Here is a 17,706-nt window from a genome sequence, read left to right on the forward strand (position 1 = left end):
CACCGCAGCAATGCTATTGACGCCGCATGCTATACCTCGAAATCGCCGTTGTGGCCGCCCTCATCCTGGTGAACGGCCTTTTGGCCATGTCGGAGCTGGCTATCGTCTCGTCGCGCCCGGCCCGCCTCAAGGCGATGATCGACCGCAATGTCAGGGGTGCCGGCCGCGCGCTGGCCCTCGGCTCCAACCCCGGCAAGTTTCTGTCCTCGGTGCAGATCGGAATCACCCTGGTCGGCGTCCTTTCCGGCGCCTTTTCCGGTGCCACGCTCGGCGAGCGACTGGCTCAATACTTGGCCTCGACCGGCATCCGCGAGAACATCGCCGACCCCATCGGCGTCGGCATTGTCGTCGCGGTCATCACCTACGCCTCGCTGATCGTCGGCGAGCTCGTGCCGAAGCAGATCGCGCTCAGGGATCCTGAGCGCGTCGCAGTCCGCGCCGCGCCGGCGATGACCATTCTCGCCAAGGTATCGGCGCCGCTCGTCTTTCTGCTCGACATTTCCGGCCGCGCGGTTTTGTGGTTGCTCGGCCAGGCCGGCGAGGCGGAAGAGAAGGTCACGGACGAGGAGATCAAGATGCTGGTCGCCGAGGCCGAGCATCACGGCACCATCGAATCCGACGAGCGCCGCATGATCGCCGGCGTCATGCGCCTTGGCGACCGCGCCGTGCGCGCCGTGATGACGCCGCGCACCGAGGTCGACTGGATCAACCTGCAATCCGACGAGGCGGCCATCAAGCGGCTTCTGATGGAGAGCCAGCATTCGCGCCTGCCTGCGGGCGACGGCAATGTCGATGCCATGATAGGGGTCATCCAGACGCGCGACGTGCTGGCCGCCCTTCTTGCCGGCAGGGTGTTGGATCCGCGCCAGCATGTGCGCACCGCGCCAATCGTCCATGATCAGGCCGACGCGCTCGACGTGCTGCAAAGGCTGCGGGAATCGGACGTCCCCATGGCGCTCGTCCATGACGAATACGGCCATTTCGAAGGCATCGTCACGCCGGCCGACATCCTGGAAGCGATCACCGGCGTCTTCCGCTCGGACCTCGATGCGGGCGAGGAAGAGAACGCGGTCAAACGCGAGGACGGCTCATGGCTGCTCGCCGGCTACATGCAGGCCGACGAGATGGCCGAGGTGCTGGGCATCGACTTGCCGGAGAACCGCGACTACGAGACGGTGGCCGGCTATGTGCTGTCACATCTGCACCACCTTCCCGCTACCGGCGAATGCGTGGACGCGCAAGGCTGGCGCTTCGAGGTGGTCGACCTCGACGGCCGGCGTATCGACAAGCTGATCGCCACCCGCCTGCCCGACGGCCACCGTCCGATGGCGCGCCGATAGCGAGCCTGGGGTCTGCCGGGTTTTCCCAACATCCATTCAGGCCAGTTCCTTGCGAAGAAAGACGCGGGCCTGCCCATCGAACCCGAACGGAACGCGGCCGAATTCCACATAATCGTGGCGGATGTAGAATCCAGGCGCCTGAAAGCTGCTTGTCTCCACGACGGCGCGTCTGCAGCCCCGCGCCTTTGCCTCTTCTTCGACGGCGGCAAGCAACCGGGCGCCGTAAGACAGACCGCGTAAATGCGCGGGCACGAAAACATGTCCAAGAACAGAAGGCCGAGTTCGGTCCTTCCCCATAGGCCGCCCAAAGCTTTGCCCGAGCCATCACATAATACGGCGCCTATGGGAATGCGGTCGTCCGTCCCTGTGATGGCGACGTTATAGCGGTAGAGCGCCGCGGCGGCCTCCGCTTTCGCGGCTTCGTCCGCAGACAGGATAATTGAGAATTCTTGAGTCATGCGGATTTGCACCTGCCCTGAACATGGCGAAACGGATGAACTTCCAGCTTCGGCCGGCGTTCCGGAGAATGCTCGTCAACCTCTTCGTGTTCGGAACCTTGAAGAGAGGGTTTCCTCTTCACAAGGCGGGTTTGTCCGGGGCCGCGTGCATCGGTGCCTGCAGGACCCGTGAGCGTTTCCCGATGCTGATTGCCGGACCTCGCTTCGCTCCGATGATGTTCAATGAACCGGGTCTCGGCTTCCACGTCAGGGGCGAGCTCTACGCGGTCGACGACCGCGCCCTGGCCGGGCTTGACCGGATCGAATCCGTTGGCAAGCCCGGCAACCTGCGCGTCCCGATCGAGGTTGAGCCCATTGAAGGCGGTCCGCATGTCCTGGCGCAGGCTTACATGAAATCCCGCCGTCTCGCGGATCCCGTCCATTCGGGATATCTGGATTTCTACGACGATCGGCGTTTCAAACTTCACGCGAACGCCTAAGGTTGCGCCCGAAGGATGCCCAATTGAGATCCGACTTTCTCCAGTATGTCTGACATAAAAGCGGCAACAGAGCGAAATCCTTGAGCGATCCTCTGTCGAACGACCGAGGCTTCCGCAAATAAAAGGGGCGGCGCAAGCGCCGCCCTTAGATGATATTTTGGGAGGATGAAGCGGCTTAAGCCGCCTGGGCTTCACTGGCGATCGCGTCGGCGGCGCGCGCCGCCTTCAGCACCTTCGCCCACCAGGCAACGTCATTGATGAGCGCCGCCGCCGCCTGGTTCAGATGTTCGATCTCTTCCAGCTTCTTGTCGCCCTGGCGGACCGCAAGGAAATCGCCCCAGGCGATGTGCACTGCCGACTTGACCGGCGCCATTTGTAGCTCGACGGCGATCAGGCGAAGCTGCTCGACGGCGCGCGCGCCGCCGACGCTGCCATAGCCGACGAAACCAGCCGGCTTCTTGTTCCATTCATTGGCGGCGTAATCGATGGCGTTCTTCAAGACGGCGGTCGGCGCGTGATTGTATTCGGCCGCGGTGAAGATGAAGCCGTCGAACTCGGCGACCTTCTTCTGCCAGCGCTGCGCCACCTCGTTCTGCGACGGCGCCCAGGCCGAGGATGCGACCTCATCGAAGAACGGCAGCGGCCAGTCGCGCAAATCAACGACTTCGACGTCGATATCGGCATGCGTCTTGGCAATCTTGGCGATCCACTGCGTCGGGACGTCGGCGAAGCGGGCGGCGCGCGTCGAACCGACGACAATGGCGATTTTGGGTTTGGACATAAGGGGGCTCTCCTTGCCGGGGAATTTCGGTATCGTTTGGATACCGGCGCTATATGTGATACTGACAAAGTGGCGCGCAAGGAGGCACATTTTTGTTACCGAGGCACCCGTACAACACTGAGGACTGCCGGGCCGTATCGGAAATCCTGCAACGGGTCGGCGACAAATGGACCGTTCTGGTGGTCGGCAAGCTGGGCGGCGGACCGATGCGCTTCAATGAATTGCGCACGGCCGTCGGCGGCATCTCACAAAAGATGCTGACCATCACCTTGCGCGGTCTGGAGCGCGACGGCTTTGTCACGCGCAAGGTTTTCCCGACCATTCCGCCGCGCGTCGATTACGAGCTGACCGAGCTCGGCCACGAGTTGCTGGTGCCGGTTGGCGCGCTCGGCGAATGGGCACGAAAGAATACCAATCGAGTACGCGCGGCGCGCGCGAAATTCGATGGCGAGCATCCCTGAAGGCCTTGAAGCGCAACGTGTTGCGAGCATCGCTCCGCTGACTGAGCAAGGAGTCTGCAGTTGTGTCTTTTTGACTTGTCGTATTCGAGGGCACATCAACCTTGATGCCCGCCCGACCCTGACGGCTTTGGTCGCGCCTGAGAGGAGCACTCAGGCTTTTGACGTGGTACTGCCACGGGGCGCCAAGGAGCAGACTGCGCACATCGCTCCCTGACTCTGGTCCGCCCCGAAACCATGCACCCACGCGGTGCGCGGGAGCTCTTTTTTCACTTCTGCATAGGCAGTTATGCCGAGCAAGCAGGTAAGTGCAAGAAGGGCTGCCACGAGCCAGCCGTTCAGCATATGTTGACGCATTGTCTTTCCTCCAGCGGCACGCACCGTCGGGCGCGGAAGCAACCATCGGATGTCGCCGGACGCACGTCCCGCGCAAGAGTTGTTACAAATTTGCCTGGCCGGAAAAGCGTTCGCCGTCAGCTTTCGGCTGGGATCGGTTTCGGCTTGCCGTCGCCGTCGAGCGCCACCATGACGAAATCGGCATGGGTGACCTTCTCCATCAGGTCGGTGAGATAGCGCTGCGCCCAGGCCTCGACCTTGAGCGTCATCGAGGTGCGGCCGACGCGCTCGACATGGGTGTAGATGCAGAGCGTGTCGCCGATCTTCATCGGCTTGGCGAAGGACATCTCCTTCACTGCCGCCGTCACCACGCGACCCTTGGCGCGCTCGGCCGCGCGGATGCCGCAGGCTAGGTCCATCTGCGCCATCACCCAGCCGCCAAAAATGTCGCCGGCGGCATTGGCATCCGACGGCATGGCGAGCGTCCTCAATGTCAGGTCGCCGAGCGGCTTTCCGTCTGCGTAGTGCACCATGAGGGGTCCTCCAGCCGCTGCTTCCTGAAGCCGTACCAACGCCATCACGATGTCGCAAGCTTTGCTGAAGGCGAAAGCGGCGCCGCCGCCCGGTCGCTTTTTTCACAAGCCATGCCGGAAGCCCCGGCGACGACGTGAGCCGGCAATGTCTAGGGTAAGCCGGATCTCGGAGCCCGCCCGCGCATCATGCAGACTTATGATTTCATTATTGTCGGCTCCGGCTCGGCCGGTTCGGTGGTCGCGGAAAGGCTCTCGGCTTCCGGCCGCTTTTCGGTACTGGTGCTGGAGGCAGGCGGAACCGACCGCCGTTTCTATGTCCAGATGCCGCTCGGCTACGGGAAGACCTTCTTCGATCCGGCCGTCAACTGGAACTACAAGGCCGATCCCGATCCTGGCCTCGGCAACAATGTCGACCACTGGCCGCGCGGCAAGCTGCTCGGCGGCTCGAGCTCGATCAACGCCATGGTCTTCATTCGCGGCGCGCGCGAGGACTTCGATGCCTGGGCCGCCGCCGGCAATGCGGGCTGGAGCTTTGACGACCTGCTCCCCGCTTTCAAAGCGTTGGAGGACAACGAGGCCGGCGCCGACCAATGGCGCGGGGTCGGCGGCCCCTTGCACATCACCGATTGCTCGAATGCGGTGCATCCGCTGACCAAGCGCTATCTGGCGGCCGCCCAGCAGGCCGGACTGCCGTTAAATCCGGATTTTAACGGCGCCTCCCAGGAGGGCGTCGGCGTCTACCAGATCACCACCAGGAACGGCCGCCGCATGTCCGCCGCCCGCGCGTTCCTGCGCCCGGCGATGAAGCGCAACAATGTGCGCGTCGAGACCAACGCGCTGGCGACGAAAATCCTGTTCGAGGGCAAGCGCGCCGTCGGCGTCGAGTACCAGCAAAACGGCGAAACCAAGAGGGTCCGCGCGGGCCGCGAGGTGATCCTCTCCGGCGGCTCGGTCAACTCGCCGCAACTGCTGCAGCTCTCCGGTGTGGGCCCGTCGGCGCTGCTCGGCGATCTCGGCATCCCGGTCGTCCACGCCAACGACAATGTCGGGGCCAACCTGCAAGACCATGTCGGCATCAACTACACCTTCAAGGGCAAGCTGCCGACGCTGAACCAGATCCTGCGGCCATGGTGGGGCAAGCTGCTGGTGGGCATGCAGTACATCCTGCTGCGTTCCGGTCCGCTGTCGTTGTCGATGAACAATGCCGGCGGTTTCTTCCGCACCGACCCGTCGATGGCGCGGCCGAACATGCAGCTCTATTTCCAGGCCTTCTCCACCGTCATCCCCAAGAGCGGCGAGCGCCCGATCCTGACGCCCGATCCGTGGCCGGGCTTCTCCATCGGCCTTTCCAATTGCCGGCCGTCGAGTCGCGGCGAGATCATGATCCGCTCGAAGGATCCGCGCGACTATCCGAAGATCACGGCGAACGCCTATTCGACCAACGCCGATGTCGACGAGATGCTGGCGGCGGTGAAGTTCGTGCGCAAGATCGCCTCGATGCCGGCAATGGCCGAGATCATCGAGGAAGAAGTTTTGCCTGGTCCGTCAATTACTTCCGATGCCGATCTGATTCAGGATTTCAGGAAGCGCTCGGGCACCGTCTACCATCCCGTCTCGACCTGTCGCATGGGTCCGGACGCTTCGCGCGCCGTCGTCGATCCCCGGCTTCGGGTGCATGGGCTCGAGGGCTTGCGTGTGATCGACGCATCGATCTTTCCCGACAACATCACGGGCAACACCAACGCCGCCGCAATCCTCACCGGATGGAAAGGCGCCGAGCGGGTTCTGGAGGATCAGAAATGAAAGTCACCGACGTCAAGACCTGGGTTGTCGGCAACCCGCCGCCCGGCATCGGCGGCAAGTATTTCATCTTCGTCAAGCTCACCACCGATGGCGGCGTGGTCGGCTATGGCGAGGCCTACAACGCCACCTTCTCGGCGCATGTCACTGCCAAGATGATCGAGGATATGGCCGAGCGCTACCTCATCGGGCGCGATGCGCACGATGTCGAGAACCTCTTCCGCCGCGTCTATTCCTCCGGCTTCACCCAGCGTCCCGACGTTTCCGGGATGGGCTGCTTTTCGGCACTCGAAATGGCCTGCTGGGACATCATCGGCAAGGAGGCCGGCAAGCCGGTCTACAAGCTGCTCGGCGGCCAGGTGCACGAGACGCTGCGCTCCTACACCTATCTCTATCCGCACACCGGCAGCGTCCATTCGGAAGACGCCCGCGGCCAGAACGTCTACAACGATCCCGACATGGCCGCCGCCTGCGCTCTGGAATATGTCGAGCAGGGATTTAACGCCGTCAAGCTCGACCCGGCCGGGCCCTACACGGCCTATGACGGCCATCAGCCGCGCCTGATCGACGTCGACCTCTCGGCGCGCATGATCAAGGCGATCCGCGAGGCGGTCGGCACCAGGGCGGACATCCTGTTCGGCACCCATGGCCAGTTCACCGCCTCCGGTGCGCTTCGTATGGCCCGTGCAATCGAGCCCTACGATCCGCTGTGGTTCGAGGAGCCGGTGCCGCCGGACATGCCCGAGGTGATGGCGCAGGTCGCTCGCGGCACCTCGATTCCTATCGCCACCGGCGAGCGGCTGACGACAAAATTCGAATTCGCGCGCGTCATCGAGAACCGCGCCGCGACCATCCTGCAGCCGGATCTCGGCCGCTCCGGCGGCATTCTCGAAACCAAGAAGATCGCCGCCATGGCCGAGGCCTACCACATCCAGGTCGCGCCGCATTGCTATTGCGGGCCGATCGTCGGCGCCGCCAACATCCAGCTTGCGGTGACTCTGCCCAACTTCCTCATCCTGGAATCGTTGAAGCAGTGGGACGGTTTTCACGCCACGCTGCTCAAGAAGAAGATCGAATGGCAGGATGGCCACGTCATCCCGTCGAAGGAGCCAGGCCTCGGTGTCGAGCTCAACGAGGAAATCTGCGAGGCGCACCCCTATAGCGGCAAGGACCTGCATCTGCAGATGATGCAGACGCCGCTGATGCCGTGACCGCGCGCCTCGCCTACGCCTTCATCGGCCTTGGTCATCTCGGCGGCAACCTTGCCGCCAGCCTGCTGCGCCACGGCTTCGCTGTTGCCGTTTTCGATCGTGACCCAGCGGCGGTTGCGCGTTTGGTCGCGCTCGGCGCTACGGCGGCGGCGAGCCCGGCGGATGCCGCGACCCGCGCCGGAAATGCGATCACCTGCCTGCCCTCGCCGAAAGTGAGCGAAGCTGTGCTCGCCGGTTCTGACGGATTGCTGGACGGCCTGGCCGCCGGCGGCACCTGGATCGAAATGTCGACCAATGGCCGCGACGAGATCCTGCGGCTGGCCGCACTTGCTTCGGCGAAAGGTGTCGAGACGCTGGAATGTCCGGTCACCGGCGGCGTGCACTTGGCGGCGGCAGGAAAGATCACCGCGCTGGTAGGAGGGGACGCCGCGCTCTACGAGCGCCACCGGCCGGCGATTCAGGCAATGTGCGCCAAATCGTTCCTGATGGGACCGGTCGGCTCGGGGGCGGTGATCAAGGTCATCACCAACATGCTGGCCTTCATCCATCTGATCGCCGCCGGCGAGGCATTACCAGGGCGGGCTCGACCTCGCCCAGGCCTATCACGCCATCGTCGCGTCTTCCGGCAACAGCTTCGTCCACGAGACCGAAAGCCAGCTCATCCTGAACGGCTCCTACGACATCGGCTTCACCATGGACCTGGCTTTGAAGGATCTCGGTTTCGCGTTGGGCATGGCCAGGGATTTTCGCGTGCCGCTGCAACTGGCACCACTCGTCAACCAGATTTTCGAGGTCGGCAGGCAGAAGTATGGCGGTGGCGCCTGGTCGACCCAGATCGTCAAGCTTCTGGAGGATGCGGTCGGCACGGAGCTTCGCGCGCCAGGCTTCCCGGCCAAGCTCGAACTGTAATCCGCCAAAACTTTAGCCAGCTATTTCAATCGCCTAATCACACCGGCGGAATCAAACCTTCAGGCAGGCGATTCAACACCTGAGCGTCAATGCGCCGGGCAATATCTCGAAAGTTGCCGGAATCCGACCTGGCGACTCGCCGTCTATGTCGACTAGCGCTCCGTTCTTCTCAACGTCGCCTAGCGGTTCGACCAGCACCTTGCGACCGCGCAGGATGGTGATCGCCGGATGGTTGCGGTGGCGCCCGCCATAGAGGAGACGGATGTCGCGGATCAGCCCAAGCTTGCCGGCGGCGCGCAGGATGACGACATCGAACTGGCCGTCGGACAGATCGGCGTCCGGCGCAATCATCATGCCGCCACCGAAGAATTTCCCGTTGGCTACCGCCACCAGCGCCATGCGCGCCTCGACCGGCTCGCCGTCGTCTATGGTGATCCTGACCTCCTGGAAGCGATAGCGGATGAATTCCAGCACTGTGCGCCAGAAGAAAAGCGCTTTGGCCGAGACCCTGCCCTTGCGCTTGTCCGCATTGACCGCGCGATCGGTGGCGCCGGAGAGGCCGAGGCTGGCGATGTTGATGAAGTGACGGCTGGCGAGCGCGCCGTGGTCGTCGATGTAGCAGACGCGGCCGGCATCGACCTTGCGCGCGCCGGCGCCGGCGATACGCGCCAGTGCTTCCTCGATTTCGTCGGGCAGGCCGAGCCCTCTGGCGAAATCGATACCGGTGCCGCAGGGCAAAAGGCCGAGCGCGCTGGTCCGGCCGGTCTCATGCTCTGCCTGCAGCAGCCCGTCCGCCACCTCGCTGGCGGTGCCGTCGCCGCCGGCCGCGATCACCAGATCGCACCCGCTGGCCGCGAGGTCGATTGCCAATCGCTCGGCGTCGCCGCTGGTCTGCGTCTCGCGCAGCTCGAAATCGCCGAAATGCCTCTTGAGCGATGCGGCGGCTTCGGACCAATGCCGCTTGAGCTTGCCCCCTCCCGCTATCGGATTGAGAACCACCCCGACCTTCAACCTGATCTCCCCCGAGGCATATTGCGTGGAAGCGCAAGGCGACTCGGCTGATGCAGCGCCACAGCACTTTGCCGGCATTCAAACGCGGGCCGACTGGCGGGGCAAGGCTCATCGTCGAAAGGACCGCGGAAAATGGGGACAGGCTGTCTAAGGCGTTCGGCCCGCAAATTCCGAGACTTGTCGCATCGGTCCCCGATAATCCCGCTATCCACAGGTCCGCGTCTATTCCGCAAATTCCTTACCCGGCATACATTGAACCCATCTCAGGCGGCTACCGAACGCCCCGGCCGAAAGGCAGAAGCGCAAGGCGGATTTCCTGAGGCCCGTACGGCCCAGAACGAGAGCAGGTTCGCCTGCTGGAGGGACGGATGCCGAGACCTACGGGTGCCGCGGAAAGCGTGCGAACGCCGACGGCGGACCGATGCTGCCATGAAGGCGGGTGAAACCTTCGATGGTGCGCCGGCAAAGCCCGCAAGGGTGGAGATCGGCGTGGTCTGGAACGGACGCTGCCTTCGGGTGGCGACTGGCAGGACCGTCAAAATCAAGGCCGGCCTGGCGCGACGACTTTACGGAAGTTGCTGCCGTAACCGGTTCCTGATCTGACAGGGAGGCGCTGGGAGCAATCCCAGCGCCGACTGTTTTTTGGGCTGCCCCTTTCACCGGCCCTTTTCCCAGCGTCCTGCACCTCCCCAGCATCTGCCACTGATGCTTCCCCGCCACAGTCGCAAGCCAAGCAACGCGCCGACACTCTCAATTCACAATCGCGGCCAAATCCCGCCTTGTTCCCCGGCGATTGATCGCCTGGGAACGAAGTTCAAAGGGACAAGACCGTGATCAAGACCGCCCTTGTCGCCATGACCATTGTCGGCTGCGACTGCGACGCCAAGCTCTGCGAGTATATCGGCGAGACTCCCGCCAAATGGGCGACGATTGCCGACTGCGAAGCGGCGATGAAGAGCCAGATGCTGCATCAGCGCAATTTCAATTATCCGCTGGTTTCCGGCATCTGCCGCACCAAAGGGTCGGCATCGACTTCGGAGCTCGCAGCCAAAGCGTCAAGGCCGGAGCTGAGGCCGCCGAACCGCGTCGTCGAACCCATTGCCCCATTGCCGCCCGAGCTCAGCCGTCGGCCGAGCGTCCCGGTCGGCACGACGGTGACGGCGAGCGAGACGGAAGCCGCGCGGCCTGTTGCCTTCGAGGCCGCGGTCGACGGCGGCAGCGCCGTGCTCTATCGCACCAAGGCTGGTTATGCCGTGGTCAAGACCGATCTCGGCCGCGCGGCCAACGCGACGGTGGACATGGCAAAGCGATCGGCGAACTGGCTGGCGGGACTGGTGCCGAGCGGGCTGTAATCCAGCACCGGAAGCGCACGAAACCGGTATTCCAGGCACTTGAATATCAGCGCGCCTTACAGTTTGACCTTCAGCGTCTGCCAGAATTTGTCGATCATCGGTTGCTCGGTTGCGGTGTCCTGATCGCCGATGCGCGTGATGAACAGCAGCCCCTGATCGGCAAGACCGAAGCCGACGATCTCGAAATCGGCCTTGTCGGTACGCGTCTTCACCGTGGCTTTGATGCCGGTCAACTGCTTGCCGTCGGCGAGCTTGCGGGTCGTCGGCTCCTGTATCAGCGTGCCGCCCGCCTGAACCGACTCCTTGGTCATCTCCTGCAGCATCAGCTGATTGAGCGACACCGGATTCATCTTGCCGTATTCCTGCACCACGACGACGGTGCCGAGGGCCGAGGCAGCGAGGTATTGGGTGATGCTCTCGCCGAGATCCGTCTTGGTGACGGAAATGCTGCTCGGATGAACAAGGGAAAACCTGCCGCCGGACAAAGTGTCGAAGTCGTTGCGGTCGAGCCGCACCCTGGCCGTCTTGCCGCCGGGCAAGGTCACGTCTGCATCCTTGCCGGGATCATCGCCGTGGCACCAAGTTTCATTCGCATGTCCTGTCCTCTCCGGCGCTCGGCGCTTTCGACTCTTTGACGACCGAGAGCGCTTCCGTTCCCGTTACCATCCGCTCGTGACGGATAGACTGACCACCCGGCAAAAACCATAGGGGTACCGGAACGCTGCAGACGAAGGCCGCCGCTGGCGCGTCGGAACAATGCAGTGCCTGATTGATAATGCCGGCACGATGCGGGAAGATGAGCGCCTACCTGGAGTTGGGGGGCTTCATGACCTTTGCCGTTCGCGCCACACTAAGCTTGTTACTGGCACTCGCGCCCTTGCCTCTTCGAGCGCAGGACACCGATCAGGGTGACGACAAAACGGTGATGGTAGCCCCGGACGATGCCGAAATGGCGGCGGCGATTGCAAAGGCACGATCCAGCCTGGACGACTTCCTGGCTTTGTCCGACGCGCCGCCGCCGGGAACCAGCAGGTTCAAGCTGAAGGTCATGGTGGTCGACGGACATGCGACGGAGCATTTCTGGGTCATCCCCTTCAAGCGGACCGCCACCGGCTTTGTCGGCATATTGGCGAACGAGCCTAAACTCGTCCGCAACGTGGTATTCGGCCAGAACATCGAATTCTCCAAGGACGATATCTCCGACTGGGGATACACCAGGGACGGCCATCAGGTCGGCAGCTTCACCGTCTGCGTGATGTTCAAGAAAATGTCCAAGGAAGAAGCGGATTACATGCGCACCCAATACGGCTTCGACTGCTGAACTGCATCCAAGGCATTACAGCTGCCTTTGCGGCAAGCTCGCCGCGGCCAGTCGGTCCGGGTCAGAAGTCGGCTGTCAGCCGGAAAAGATCGCGCTTAGGCGTTCGGTAACCTTCCGCTTCAACAATCCCTCCTCCAGCGCCTCCACCGGCACCAGCCGCTCATGGCTGCCTTTGGCGAGGCGCATGAAGAAATGCAGTTTGTAAGCGGCAATCTTGCCTCGCGCGGCTGCGTCCGTGCGGACGTCGACGACCAGGATCGAACCGATGCGGCCGGGCCATGGCTGCCTGGCAAAAGCCGTGCCGAGGAAGTCGCCAAGACCGTAGGCGACGAGCGCATCGCCGATGCGCTCGAGCGGCTGTACGACATGGGCGTGGTGGCCGGCAATCAGCCGGACGCCGCGACCCGCCAGCCGTCGCGCCAGTGCCCGCGTCGCAGGTCTCGGAAAATGTCGGAACTCCCAGTCCCAATGCGGCACCGCACAGAGCAAGTCGACGTCCGCGAGGATCCCGAGCGGCCATTCGGCCGGATCGCCCGCCATGGAAATCCGCGCCCGAAATTCGGCCTCGTCAGCGTTGCGCCAAAGCGTGAACGCGGCGAAGCCGATCGTCAGCGGCCCGGCGGCCTGGTGTTGGACCGGGCCGCCGGCCGCGGTGCCGATGGTGCGGATGCCGAGCCGCTTCAGCGCCGCGACCGTCTCGTCGAAGCCGGCAACGCCCTGGTCGAGGATATGATTGTTGGCGAGCGACAGCACGAGCCTGTCACGGGCAATGCCGACGCCTGCCAGCGCATCCGCCAGGAAGCGTTCGCTCATCGCGTGATGCGTGCCAAGCCGCGTGCCCGCCACCGCGCTCGGCCGCTCGACGATCGGGCTTTCGCAATTGCCGACCACGAGATCGGCCGAAGCGAGCAGCGCCGCGATCGCAGGGTCGCATTCCGGCACCCGGCGATTGGCGACCGCCGACAGGTCGCCGATGAAGGCAAGCCGCACAGTTTGCGTTGGCCCCGGCACCATCAGCGTCGCTGCTGCCGCCGCGAAACCGTTTCTGTCGCCGCCTAGCGACGGCTTCAGAAAACGCGGCAGCCACGACAATTTGTAGGAAAGCGGATAATTCGACACGCGATGCCCAACCGTTTGCCATCGTGTGTAGACCGTCTGCGCGCCAGGAGAAAGCAGCAGGCGAAGCGCCGCAAATCCGTGTATTGTGGCTGGCGGGATTGGGACGGGAGGATCCATCGTGAAGCGACTGTCGGGCCTTGTGGCACTCACACTCTTGCTGCTCCTGCCCTTTGCTTACGCCAAAGCGGCTAGCCCCGACCCTGCCGCCTTGTTCGAGGCGAAAACCGTTTCCGAGCGGAACAGAGCCCTGGCGGCACTGGAGGCGGCGGCACCGGGCGATCCGGCATCGGCCTATGCCGCCGGCGCCGGCGAATTCTTTACCGCGCTGGAAATCCTGGCCAGCGGTCTGCATCGGCACGGTTTCGAGAGCCCGCAATCCTTCATGCTACCGCTGATGCGGCTGCCCGTGCCGGACAATCCCAGTCCCGAGCCGCTGACCTATGAAAAGTTCCGCGCCATCCTGATCGCTTTCCGCGACCGTCTGGAGAAATCCGCCGCCACGCTGGGCTCGGTGCCCGCCGATGCCGATATCGGCATAGTGGTCGACCTCGCTCATGCCGGTATCGATCTCAACGAGGACGGCAACATCGCGCCGGACGAAAGCATCGCCGCGATCATGGCCTCGCTCTCACGCGGCGTCGACGCGAGCGATGCCGCCCCTTCGCTTACCTTCCGCTTCGACCGCGCCGACGGTTTCTGGCTGCAAGGTTACGCCGAGTTCCTGATGGCGCAGGCCGATTTCTGGCTGGCGCATGATTTCAGAGCCATGTTCGACGGCTCTTTCCACATGCTGTTTCCGCACGCGAAACTGCCGTTGCAGGACGCGCTGGTCCCGCCGGATGGCGGCATGAGCGGCAGCATCTTCGCCTCGGAATGGCGCTTTGCCGACTTCATCTCGCTGGTGCATCTCGTCAACTGGCCGGTGATCGAGCCGGAGCGCCGGAAGGCGGCGCGCCGTCACCTGCTGGAGATGATCCGGCTTTCGCGCGAGGACTGGAAAGCGATACGCGCCGAAACCGACAATGACCGCGAATGGCTGCCGGGACCGCAGCAGAAGGGCGTCAACCCGCTCACCGGCCTCGAGGTCGGCGAGGCGCAAGTGCAGGCATGGCTTGCCGCCCTGACCATGGCTGAGGACCTTCTCGAAGGCCGCGTGCTGCTGCCGCATTTCCGCGTCATCGGCAAAGGCATCAACATGAAGCGCTTCTTCGACGAGCCGAAACCTTTCGACCTCGTCCTGTCGATCACCGGCCCGGCCATCGCGCCTTACCTCGAAAGTGGAAAAATCCTCACCAGCGACGATTTCAATCAGATTCAGCGCGAGTTCGGCGGCGCCGGATTCCTGATATTCGCGCTGTGGTTCAACTGAAACGAAACGGCGCGTGCGACATGCCTCCTGACAGCCTTCTGTCAGCAGGCTCGGCAGCGCGCACCCGCCATTTCACTCCGCTCTTTCCATTTCGGCCGAGTCCTCCCATATTCGGGCCATGGCCAAACGCACCGACAAGAAAACGCCCTCGCCGGCGCAAGAGGGCGCGCCGAAACGGCGCAGTCCGCTGACCGAATTCCTCGACGCCGCCGAGCCCCTGGAGCGCGGCGGCTTCGCCGAAGCACCGCAAAGCGAGTTCTCCGGCGCGCCTCTCACCGGCTCGATCTCCGATTGGGCCGGGCAGATCGAGCGCGAGGCGCAAAAGCAGCCGAAGGCTAAAGCGCCGAAGAAAATCCCCGAGCGCTCTGCTGCGCCCGGGCGCACGGCGCGCGGCACCTCGATGGGCGGCGCGGCATCGGCGAAAGAACGCGCCGCCGCCGGCCTCAACCCGGTGGCCGGCCTCGACATCAGCCTGGAGGACGCCGAGCAGGTTTCCTCGAGCGGTGTGACCGCGACCGTCGCCGCACTGTCGAGGCTCATCGAATCCGGCAATCCGCTGCACAAGGATGGCCAGCTTTGGACGCCGCACCGGCCTGCCCGGCCGGAAAAATCGGAAGGCGGCATCGCCATCAAGATGGTGTCGGATTTCGAGCCCGCCGGCGACCAGCCGACCGCCATCAAGGACCTTGTCGAGGGTGTCGAGCAAAGCGACCGCACCCAGGTGCTGCTCGGCGTGACCGGCTCCGGCAAGACCTTCACCATGGCCAAGGTGATCGAGGAAACGCAGCGCCCTGCCCTGATCCTGGCGCCGAACAAGACGCTGGCCGCGCAGCTCTATGCCGAGTTCAAGAAATTCTTCCCCGAAAACGCGGTCGAGTATTTCGTCTCCTATTACGACTACTACCAGCCGGAAGCCTACGTCCCGCGCACCGACACCTATATCGAGAAGGAATCCTCGATCAACGAGCAGATCGACCGCATGCGCCACTCGGCGACGCGCTCGCTGCTGGAGCGTGATGACGTCATCATCGTCGCCTCCGTCTCCTGCATCTACGGTATCGGCTCGGTCGAGACCTACACGGCGATGACCTTCCAGATGCAGGTCGGTGACCGGCTCGACCAGCGCGCCTTGCTTGCCGACCTCGTCGCCCAGCAATACAAGCGCCAGGACATCAACTTCGTGCGCGGCTCGTTCCGCGTGCGCGGCGACACGATCGAGATCTTTCCGGCCCACCTCGAAGACCGCGCCTGGCGCATCTCGATGTTCGGCGACGAGATCGAGGCGATCACCGAGTTCGATCCGCTGACCGGCCAGAAGACCGGCGAGCTGAAGAGCGTCAAGATCTACGCCAATTCGCACTATGTGACGCCGCGGCCGACCTTGAATCAGGCTATCAAGTCGATCAAGGAAGAGCTGCAATACCGCCTGCAAGAGCTTGAAAAGGCTGGCCGTCTGCTTGAAGCGCAACGTCTCGAGCAGCGCACGCGCTTCGACCTCGAGATGCTCGAGGCGACCGGTTCCTGCGCCGGCATCGAGAATTATTCGCGCTATCTCACCGGTCGCCAGCCGGGCGAGCCGCCGCCGACCCTGTTCGAATATGTGCCGGACAATGCGCTGATCTTCATCGACGAGAGCCACGTCACAGTGCCGCAGATCGGCGGCATGTATCGCGGCGACTTCCGCCGCAAGGCGACGCTGGCCGAGTATGGCTTCCGCCTGCCCTCCTGCATGGACAACCGGCCGCTGCGCTTCGAGGAATGGGACGCCATGCGCCCGCTGTCGATCGCCGTCTCGGCGACGCCGGGCGGCTGGGAGCTCGACCAGTCCGGCGGCGTCTTCGCCGAGCAGGTCATCCGCCCGACCGGCCTGATCGACCCGCCGGTCGAGGTGCGCCCCGCCAAGAGCCAGGTCGACGATGTCGTCGGCGAAATCCGTGAGACGACCAGGCTGGGCTACCGTACGCTGGTCACGGTCCTCACCAAGCGCATGGCCGAAGACCTCACCGAATATCTGCATGAGAACGGCATTCGAGTCCGCTACATGCACTCCGATATCGACACGCTGGAGCGCATCGAGATCCTGCGCGACCTGCGCCTCGGCGCCTTCGACGTGCTGGTCGGCATCAACCTGCTCCGCGAAGGCCTCGACATTCCCGAATGCGGCTTCGTCGCCATCCTCGATGCCGACAAGGAAGGTTTCCTTCGTTCGGAAACCTCGCTGATCCAGACCATCGGCCGCGCCGCCCGCAACGTCGACGGCAAGGTCATCCTCTACGCCGACCAGATCACCGGCTCGATGGAACGGGCGATGGCGGAGACCAACCGCCGCCGCGAGAAGCAGATGGAGTGGAACGCGGCCAACGGCATCACGCCGGAATCGGTCAAGTCGCGCATCGCCGACATCCTCGACTCCGTCTACGAGAAGGATCACGTGCGCGCCGACATCTCGCAGTTCACCGACGATGCCGGCGCCATGATCGGCAACAATCTGAAAACCCATCTCGAGGCGCTGGACAAGCAGATGCGCGATGCCGCCGCCAATCTCGACTTCGAGAAGGCCGCCCGCATCCGCGACGAGATCAAGCGGCTGCGCGAAATGGAGCTGTCCATCTCGGACGATCCGCTCGCCCGCTACGCCGACATGGAAAGCCCGGTTTCCGGCCGCGAGAAAGGCAGGCACAACAAGGGACGTGCGGTGCACCGCACCGTCGATGACGACGGCAAGGGCCTGTTCCGCAAGCCGGATCTCGATGAGATGGGCGCGGACGGCGCGGTGCCGGTGAAGAAGCCTCTTTTCGCCAAGCCCTCGATCGACGACATGGGACCGGGCACCGATATGGCAACACCCGCTGGCGCGGTCTCGCGTTCGCTGTTCAAGAAGCAGTCGGCGCAGGAAGCGCATGGCTCCGACTTCGGCATCCCGGGCGATCGCACCGGGTCGCTGTTCCGCAAGAACTCGCTCGACGAGATGACGGTGCGCCGTACCGAAAAACCCGTCGAAGGAACGGTGCCTACGAAGCCACGGCCAATCTCCCCCCTTGTGGGGGAGATGTCCGGCAGGACAGAGGGGGGCGCGAAGGAACGCGACGATAAACCCATCGTCCGCCAGCGCTCTGGCATCGGCTCTTACGAAGACCCAGCCGATGAGCGCCGTCAAAAGCGCCGGCCGAGCAAGACTGGGCGGCCGGGGCACTGATTTCTGAAGAGATTGATGTTGACATGCCGGCGG

Annotated in this window: 15 protein-coding genes and 1 pseudogene; 10 read left to right on the forward strand and 6 right to left on the reverse strand. The window is 63.8% G+C overall.

Annotated features, from left to right (window positions below; genetic code table 11):
• Positions 1 to 26: 26 nt before the first annotated feature.
• On the forward strand, positions 27 to 1,340 hold the full coding sequence (locus P9254_RS06720; RefSeq protein WP_067326646.1) for a hemolysin family protein: 1,314 nt from the start codon (positions 27 to 29) through the stop codon (positions 1,338 to 1,340).
• Positions 1,341 to 1,376: 36 nt separating this feature from the next.
• On the opposite strand, the gene P9254_RS06725 is transcribed toward P9254_RS06720, so the two are convergent.
• Complete coding sequence (locus P9254_RS06725; protein WP_278054506.1) at positions 1,377 to 1,553, reverse strand: hypothetical protein; 177 nt, start codon at positions 1,551 to 1,553, stop codon at positions 1,377 to 1,379.
• A 280-nt stretch (positions 1,554 to 1,833) separates the two neighbouring features.
• Between P9254_RS06725 and P9254_RS06730 the strand changes: the two genes are divergently transcribed.
• Entirely contained in the window at positions 1,834 to 2,277 is a 444-nt protein-coding gene (locus tag P9254_RS06730) for a gamma-glutamylcyclotransferase family protein (protein WP_095801644.1), read from the forward strand.
• Positions 2,278 to 2,452: 175 nt separating this feature from the next.
• Here the strand turns inward: P9254_RS06730 and P9254_RS06735 are convergent, their stop codons facing one another.
• Positions 2,453 to 3,058 carry an NADPH-dependent FMN reductase gene (locus tag P9254_RS06735; protein ID WP_067326641.1) on the reverse strand — a complete coding sequence of 202 codons (606 nt, stop codon included), beginning with the start codon at positions 3,056 to 3,058 and terminating at the stop codon, positions 2,453 to 2,455.
• Positions 3,059 to 3,150: 92 nt separating this feature from the next.
• Here P9254_RS06735 and P9254_RS06740 point away from each other — a divergent pair, with 92 nt between their 5' ends.
• Positions 3,151 to 3,519: a winged helix-turn-helix transcriptional regulator gene (locus P9254_RS06740; protein WP_066994462.1), complete on the forward strand. Its 369-nt coding sequence runs from the start codon at positions 3,151 to 3,153 to the stop codon at positions 3,517 to 3,519.
• 470 nt (positions 3,520 to 3,989) lie between these two features.
• Here P9254_RS06740 and P9254_RS06745 read toward each other — a convergent pair whose 3' ends face one another.
• Positions 3,990 to 4,385 carry an acyl-CoA thioesterase gene (locus P9254_RS06745; RefSeq protein WP_067326635.1) on the reverse strand — a complete coding sequence of 132 codons (396 nt, stop codon included), beginning with the start codon at positions 4,383 to 4,385 and terminating at the stop codon, positions 3,990 to 3,992.
• 186 nt (positions 4,386 to 4,571) lie between these two features.
• On the opposite strand from P9254_RS06745, the gene P9254_RS06750 reads away from it, so the two are divergent.
• The 3 genes and pseudogenes from P9254_RS06750 to P9254_RS06760 all read left to right on the forward strand — a co-directional run bounded on the left by P9254_RS06750 (position 4,572) and on the right by P9254_RS06760 (position 8,305).
• Positions 4,572 to 6,188: a GMC family oxidoreductase gene (locus P9254_RS06750; RefSeq protein WP_127239792.1), complete on the forward strand. Its 1,617-nt coding sequence runs from the start codon at positions 4,572 to 4,574 to the stop codon at positions 6,186 to 6,188.
• Positions 6,185 to 7,396 carry a mandelate racemase/muconate lactonizing enzyme family protein gene (locus P9254_RS06755; protein WP_278054509.1) on the forward strand — a complete coding sequence of 404 codons (1,212 nt, stop codon included), beginning with the start codon at positions 6,185 to 6,187 and terminating at the stop codon, positions 7,394 to 7,396. Before P9254_RS06750 ends, P9254_RS06755 begins: the two co-directional genes overlap by 4 nt.
• Positions 7,393 to 8,305: pseudogene (locus tag P9254_RS06760) on the forward strand (NAD(P)-dependent oxidoreductase). The gene P9254_RS06755 and the pseudogene P9254_RS06760 overlap by 4 nt, the downstream one beginning before the upstream one ends.
• Positions 8,306 to 8,377: 72 nt before the next feature.
• On the opposite strand, the gene P9254_RS06765 reads toward P9254_RS06760, so the two are convergent.
• Complete coding sequence (locus P9254_RS06765; protein WP_066994447.1) at positions 8,378 to 9,316, reverse strand: diacylglycerol/lipid kinase family protein; 939 nt, start codon at positions 9,314 to 9,316, stop codon at positions 8,378 to 8,380.
• A gap of 830 nt (positions 9,317 to 10,146) precedes the next feature.
• On the opposite strand from P9254_RS06765, the gene P9254_RS06770 reads away from it, so the two are divergent.
• Complete coding sequence (locus P9254_RS06770; RefSeq protein ID WP_095826559.1) at positions 10,147 to 10,668, forward strand: hypothetical protein; 522 nt, start codon at positions 10,147 to 10,149, stop codon at positions 10,666 to 10,668.
• Positions 10,669 to 10,724: 56 nt separating this feature from the next.
• Here the strand turns inward: P9254_RS06770 and P9254_RS06775 are convergent, their stop codons facing one another.
• Complete coding sequence (locus P9254_RS06775; protein WP_278054510.1) at positions 10,725 to 11,213, reverse strand: hypothetical protein; 489 nt, start codon at positions 11,211 to 11,213, stop codon at positions 10,725 to 10,727.
• A 251-nt stretch (positions 11,214 to 11,464) separates the two neighbouring features.
• Here P9254_RS06775 and P9254_RS06780 point away from each other — a divergent pair, with 251 nt between their 5' ends.
• Positions 11,465 to 11,989 (forward strand): YegJ family protein, encoded by a 525-nt coding sequence (locus P9254_RS06780; RefSeq protein WP_336619642.1) that lies wholly within the window; start codon positions 11,465 to 11,467, stop codon positions 11,987 to 11,989.
• Positions 11,990 to 12,064: 75 nt separating this feature from the next.
• On the opposite strand, the gene P9254_RS06785 is transcribed toward P9254_RS06780, so the two are convergent.
• Positions 12,065 to 13,108 (reverse strand): CapA family protein, encoded by a 1,044-nt coding sequence (locus P9254_RS06785; protein ID WP_278054512.1) that lies wholly within the window; start codon positions 13,106 to 13,108, stop codon positions 12,065 to 12,067.
• A gap of 118 nt (positions 13,109 to 13,226) precedes the next feature.
• Between P9254_RS06785 and P9254_RS06790 the strand changes: the two genes are divergently transcribed.
• Together P9254_RS06790 and uvrB are read left to right on the forward strand one after the other, a co-directional pair.
• On the forward strand, positions 13,227 to 14,477 hold the full coding sequence (locus tag P9254_RS06790; RefSeq protein WP_278054513.1) for a hypothetical protein: 1,251 nt from the start codon (positions 13,227 to 13,229) through the stop codon (positions 14,475 to 14,477).
• A 118-nt stretch (positions 14,478 to 14,595) separates the two neighbouring features.
• Positions 14,596 to 17,673 carry an excinuclease ABC subunit UvrB gene (gene uvrB, locus P9254_RS06795; protein ID WP_127325761.1) on the forward strand — a complete coding sequence of 1,026 codons (3,078 nt, stop codon included), beginning with the start codon at positions 14,596 to 14,598 and terminating at the stop codon, positions 17,671 to 17,673.
• Positions 17,674 to 17,706: the final 33 nt, after the last annotated feature.

It is taken from the genome of Mesorhizobium sp. WSM4983, assembly GCF_029625765.1.
In the GTDB taxonomy this organism is placed as follows: Bacteria; Pseudomonadota; Alphaproteobacteria; order Rhizobiales; family Rhizobiaceae; genus Mesorhizobium.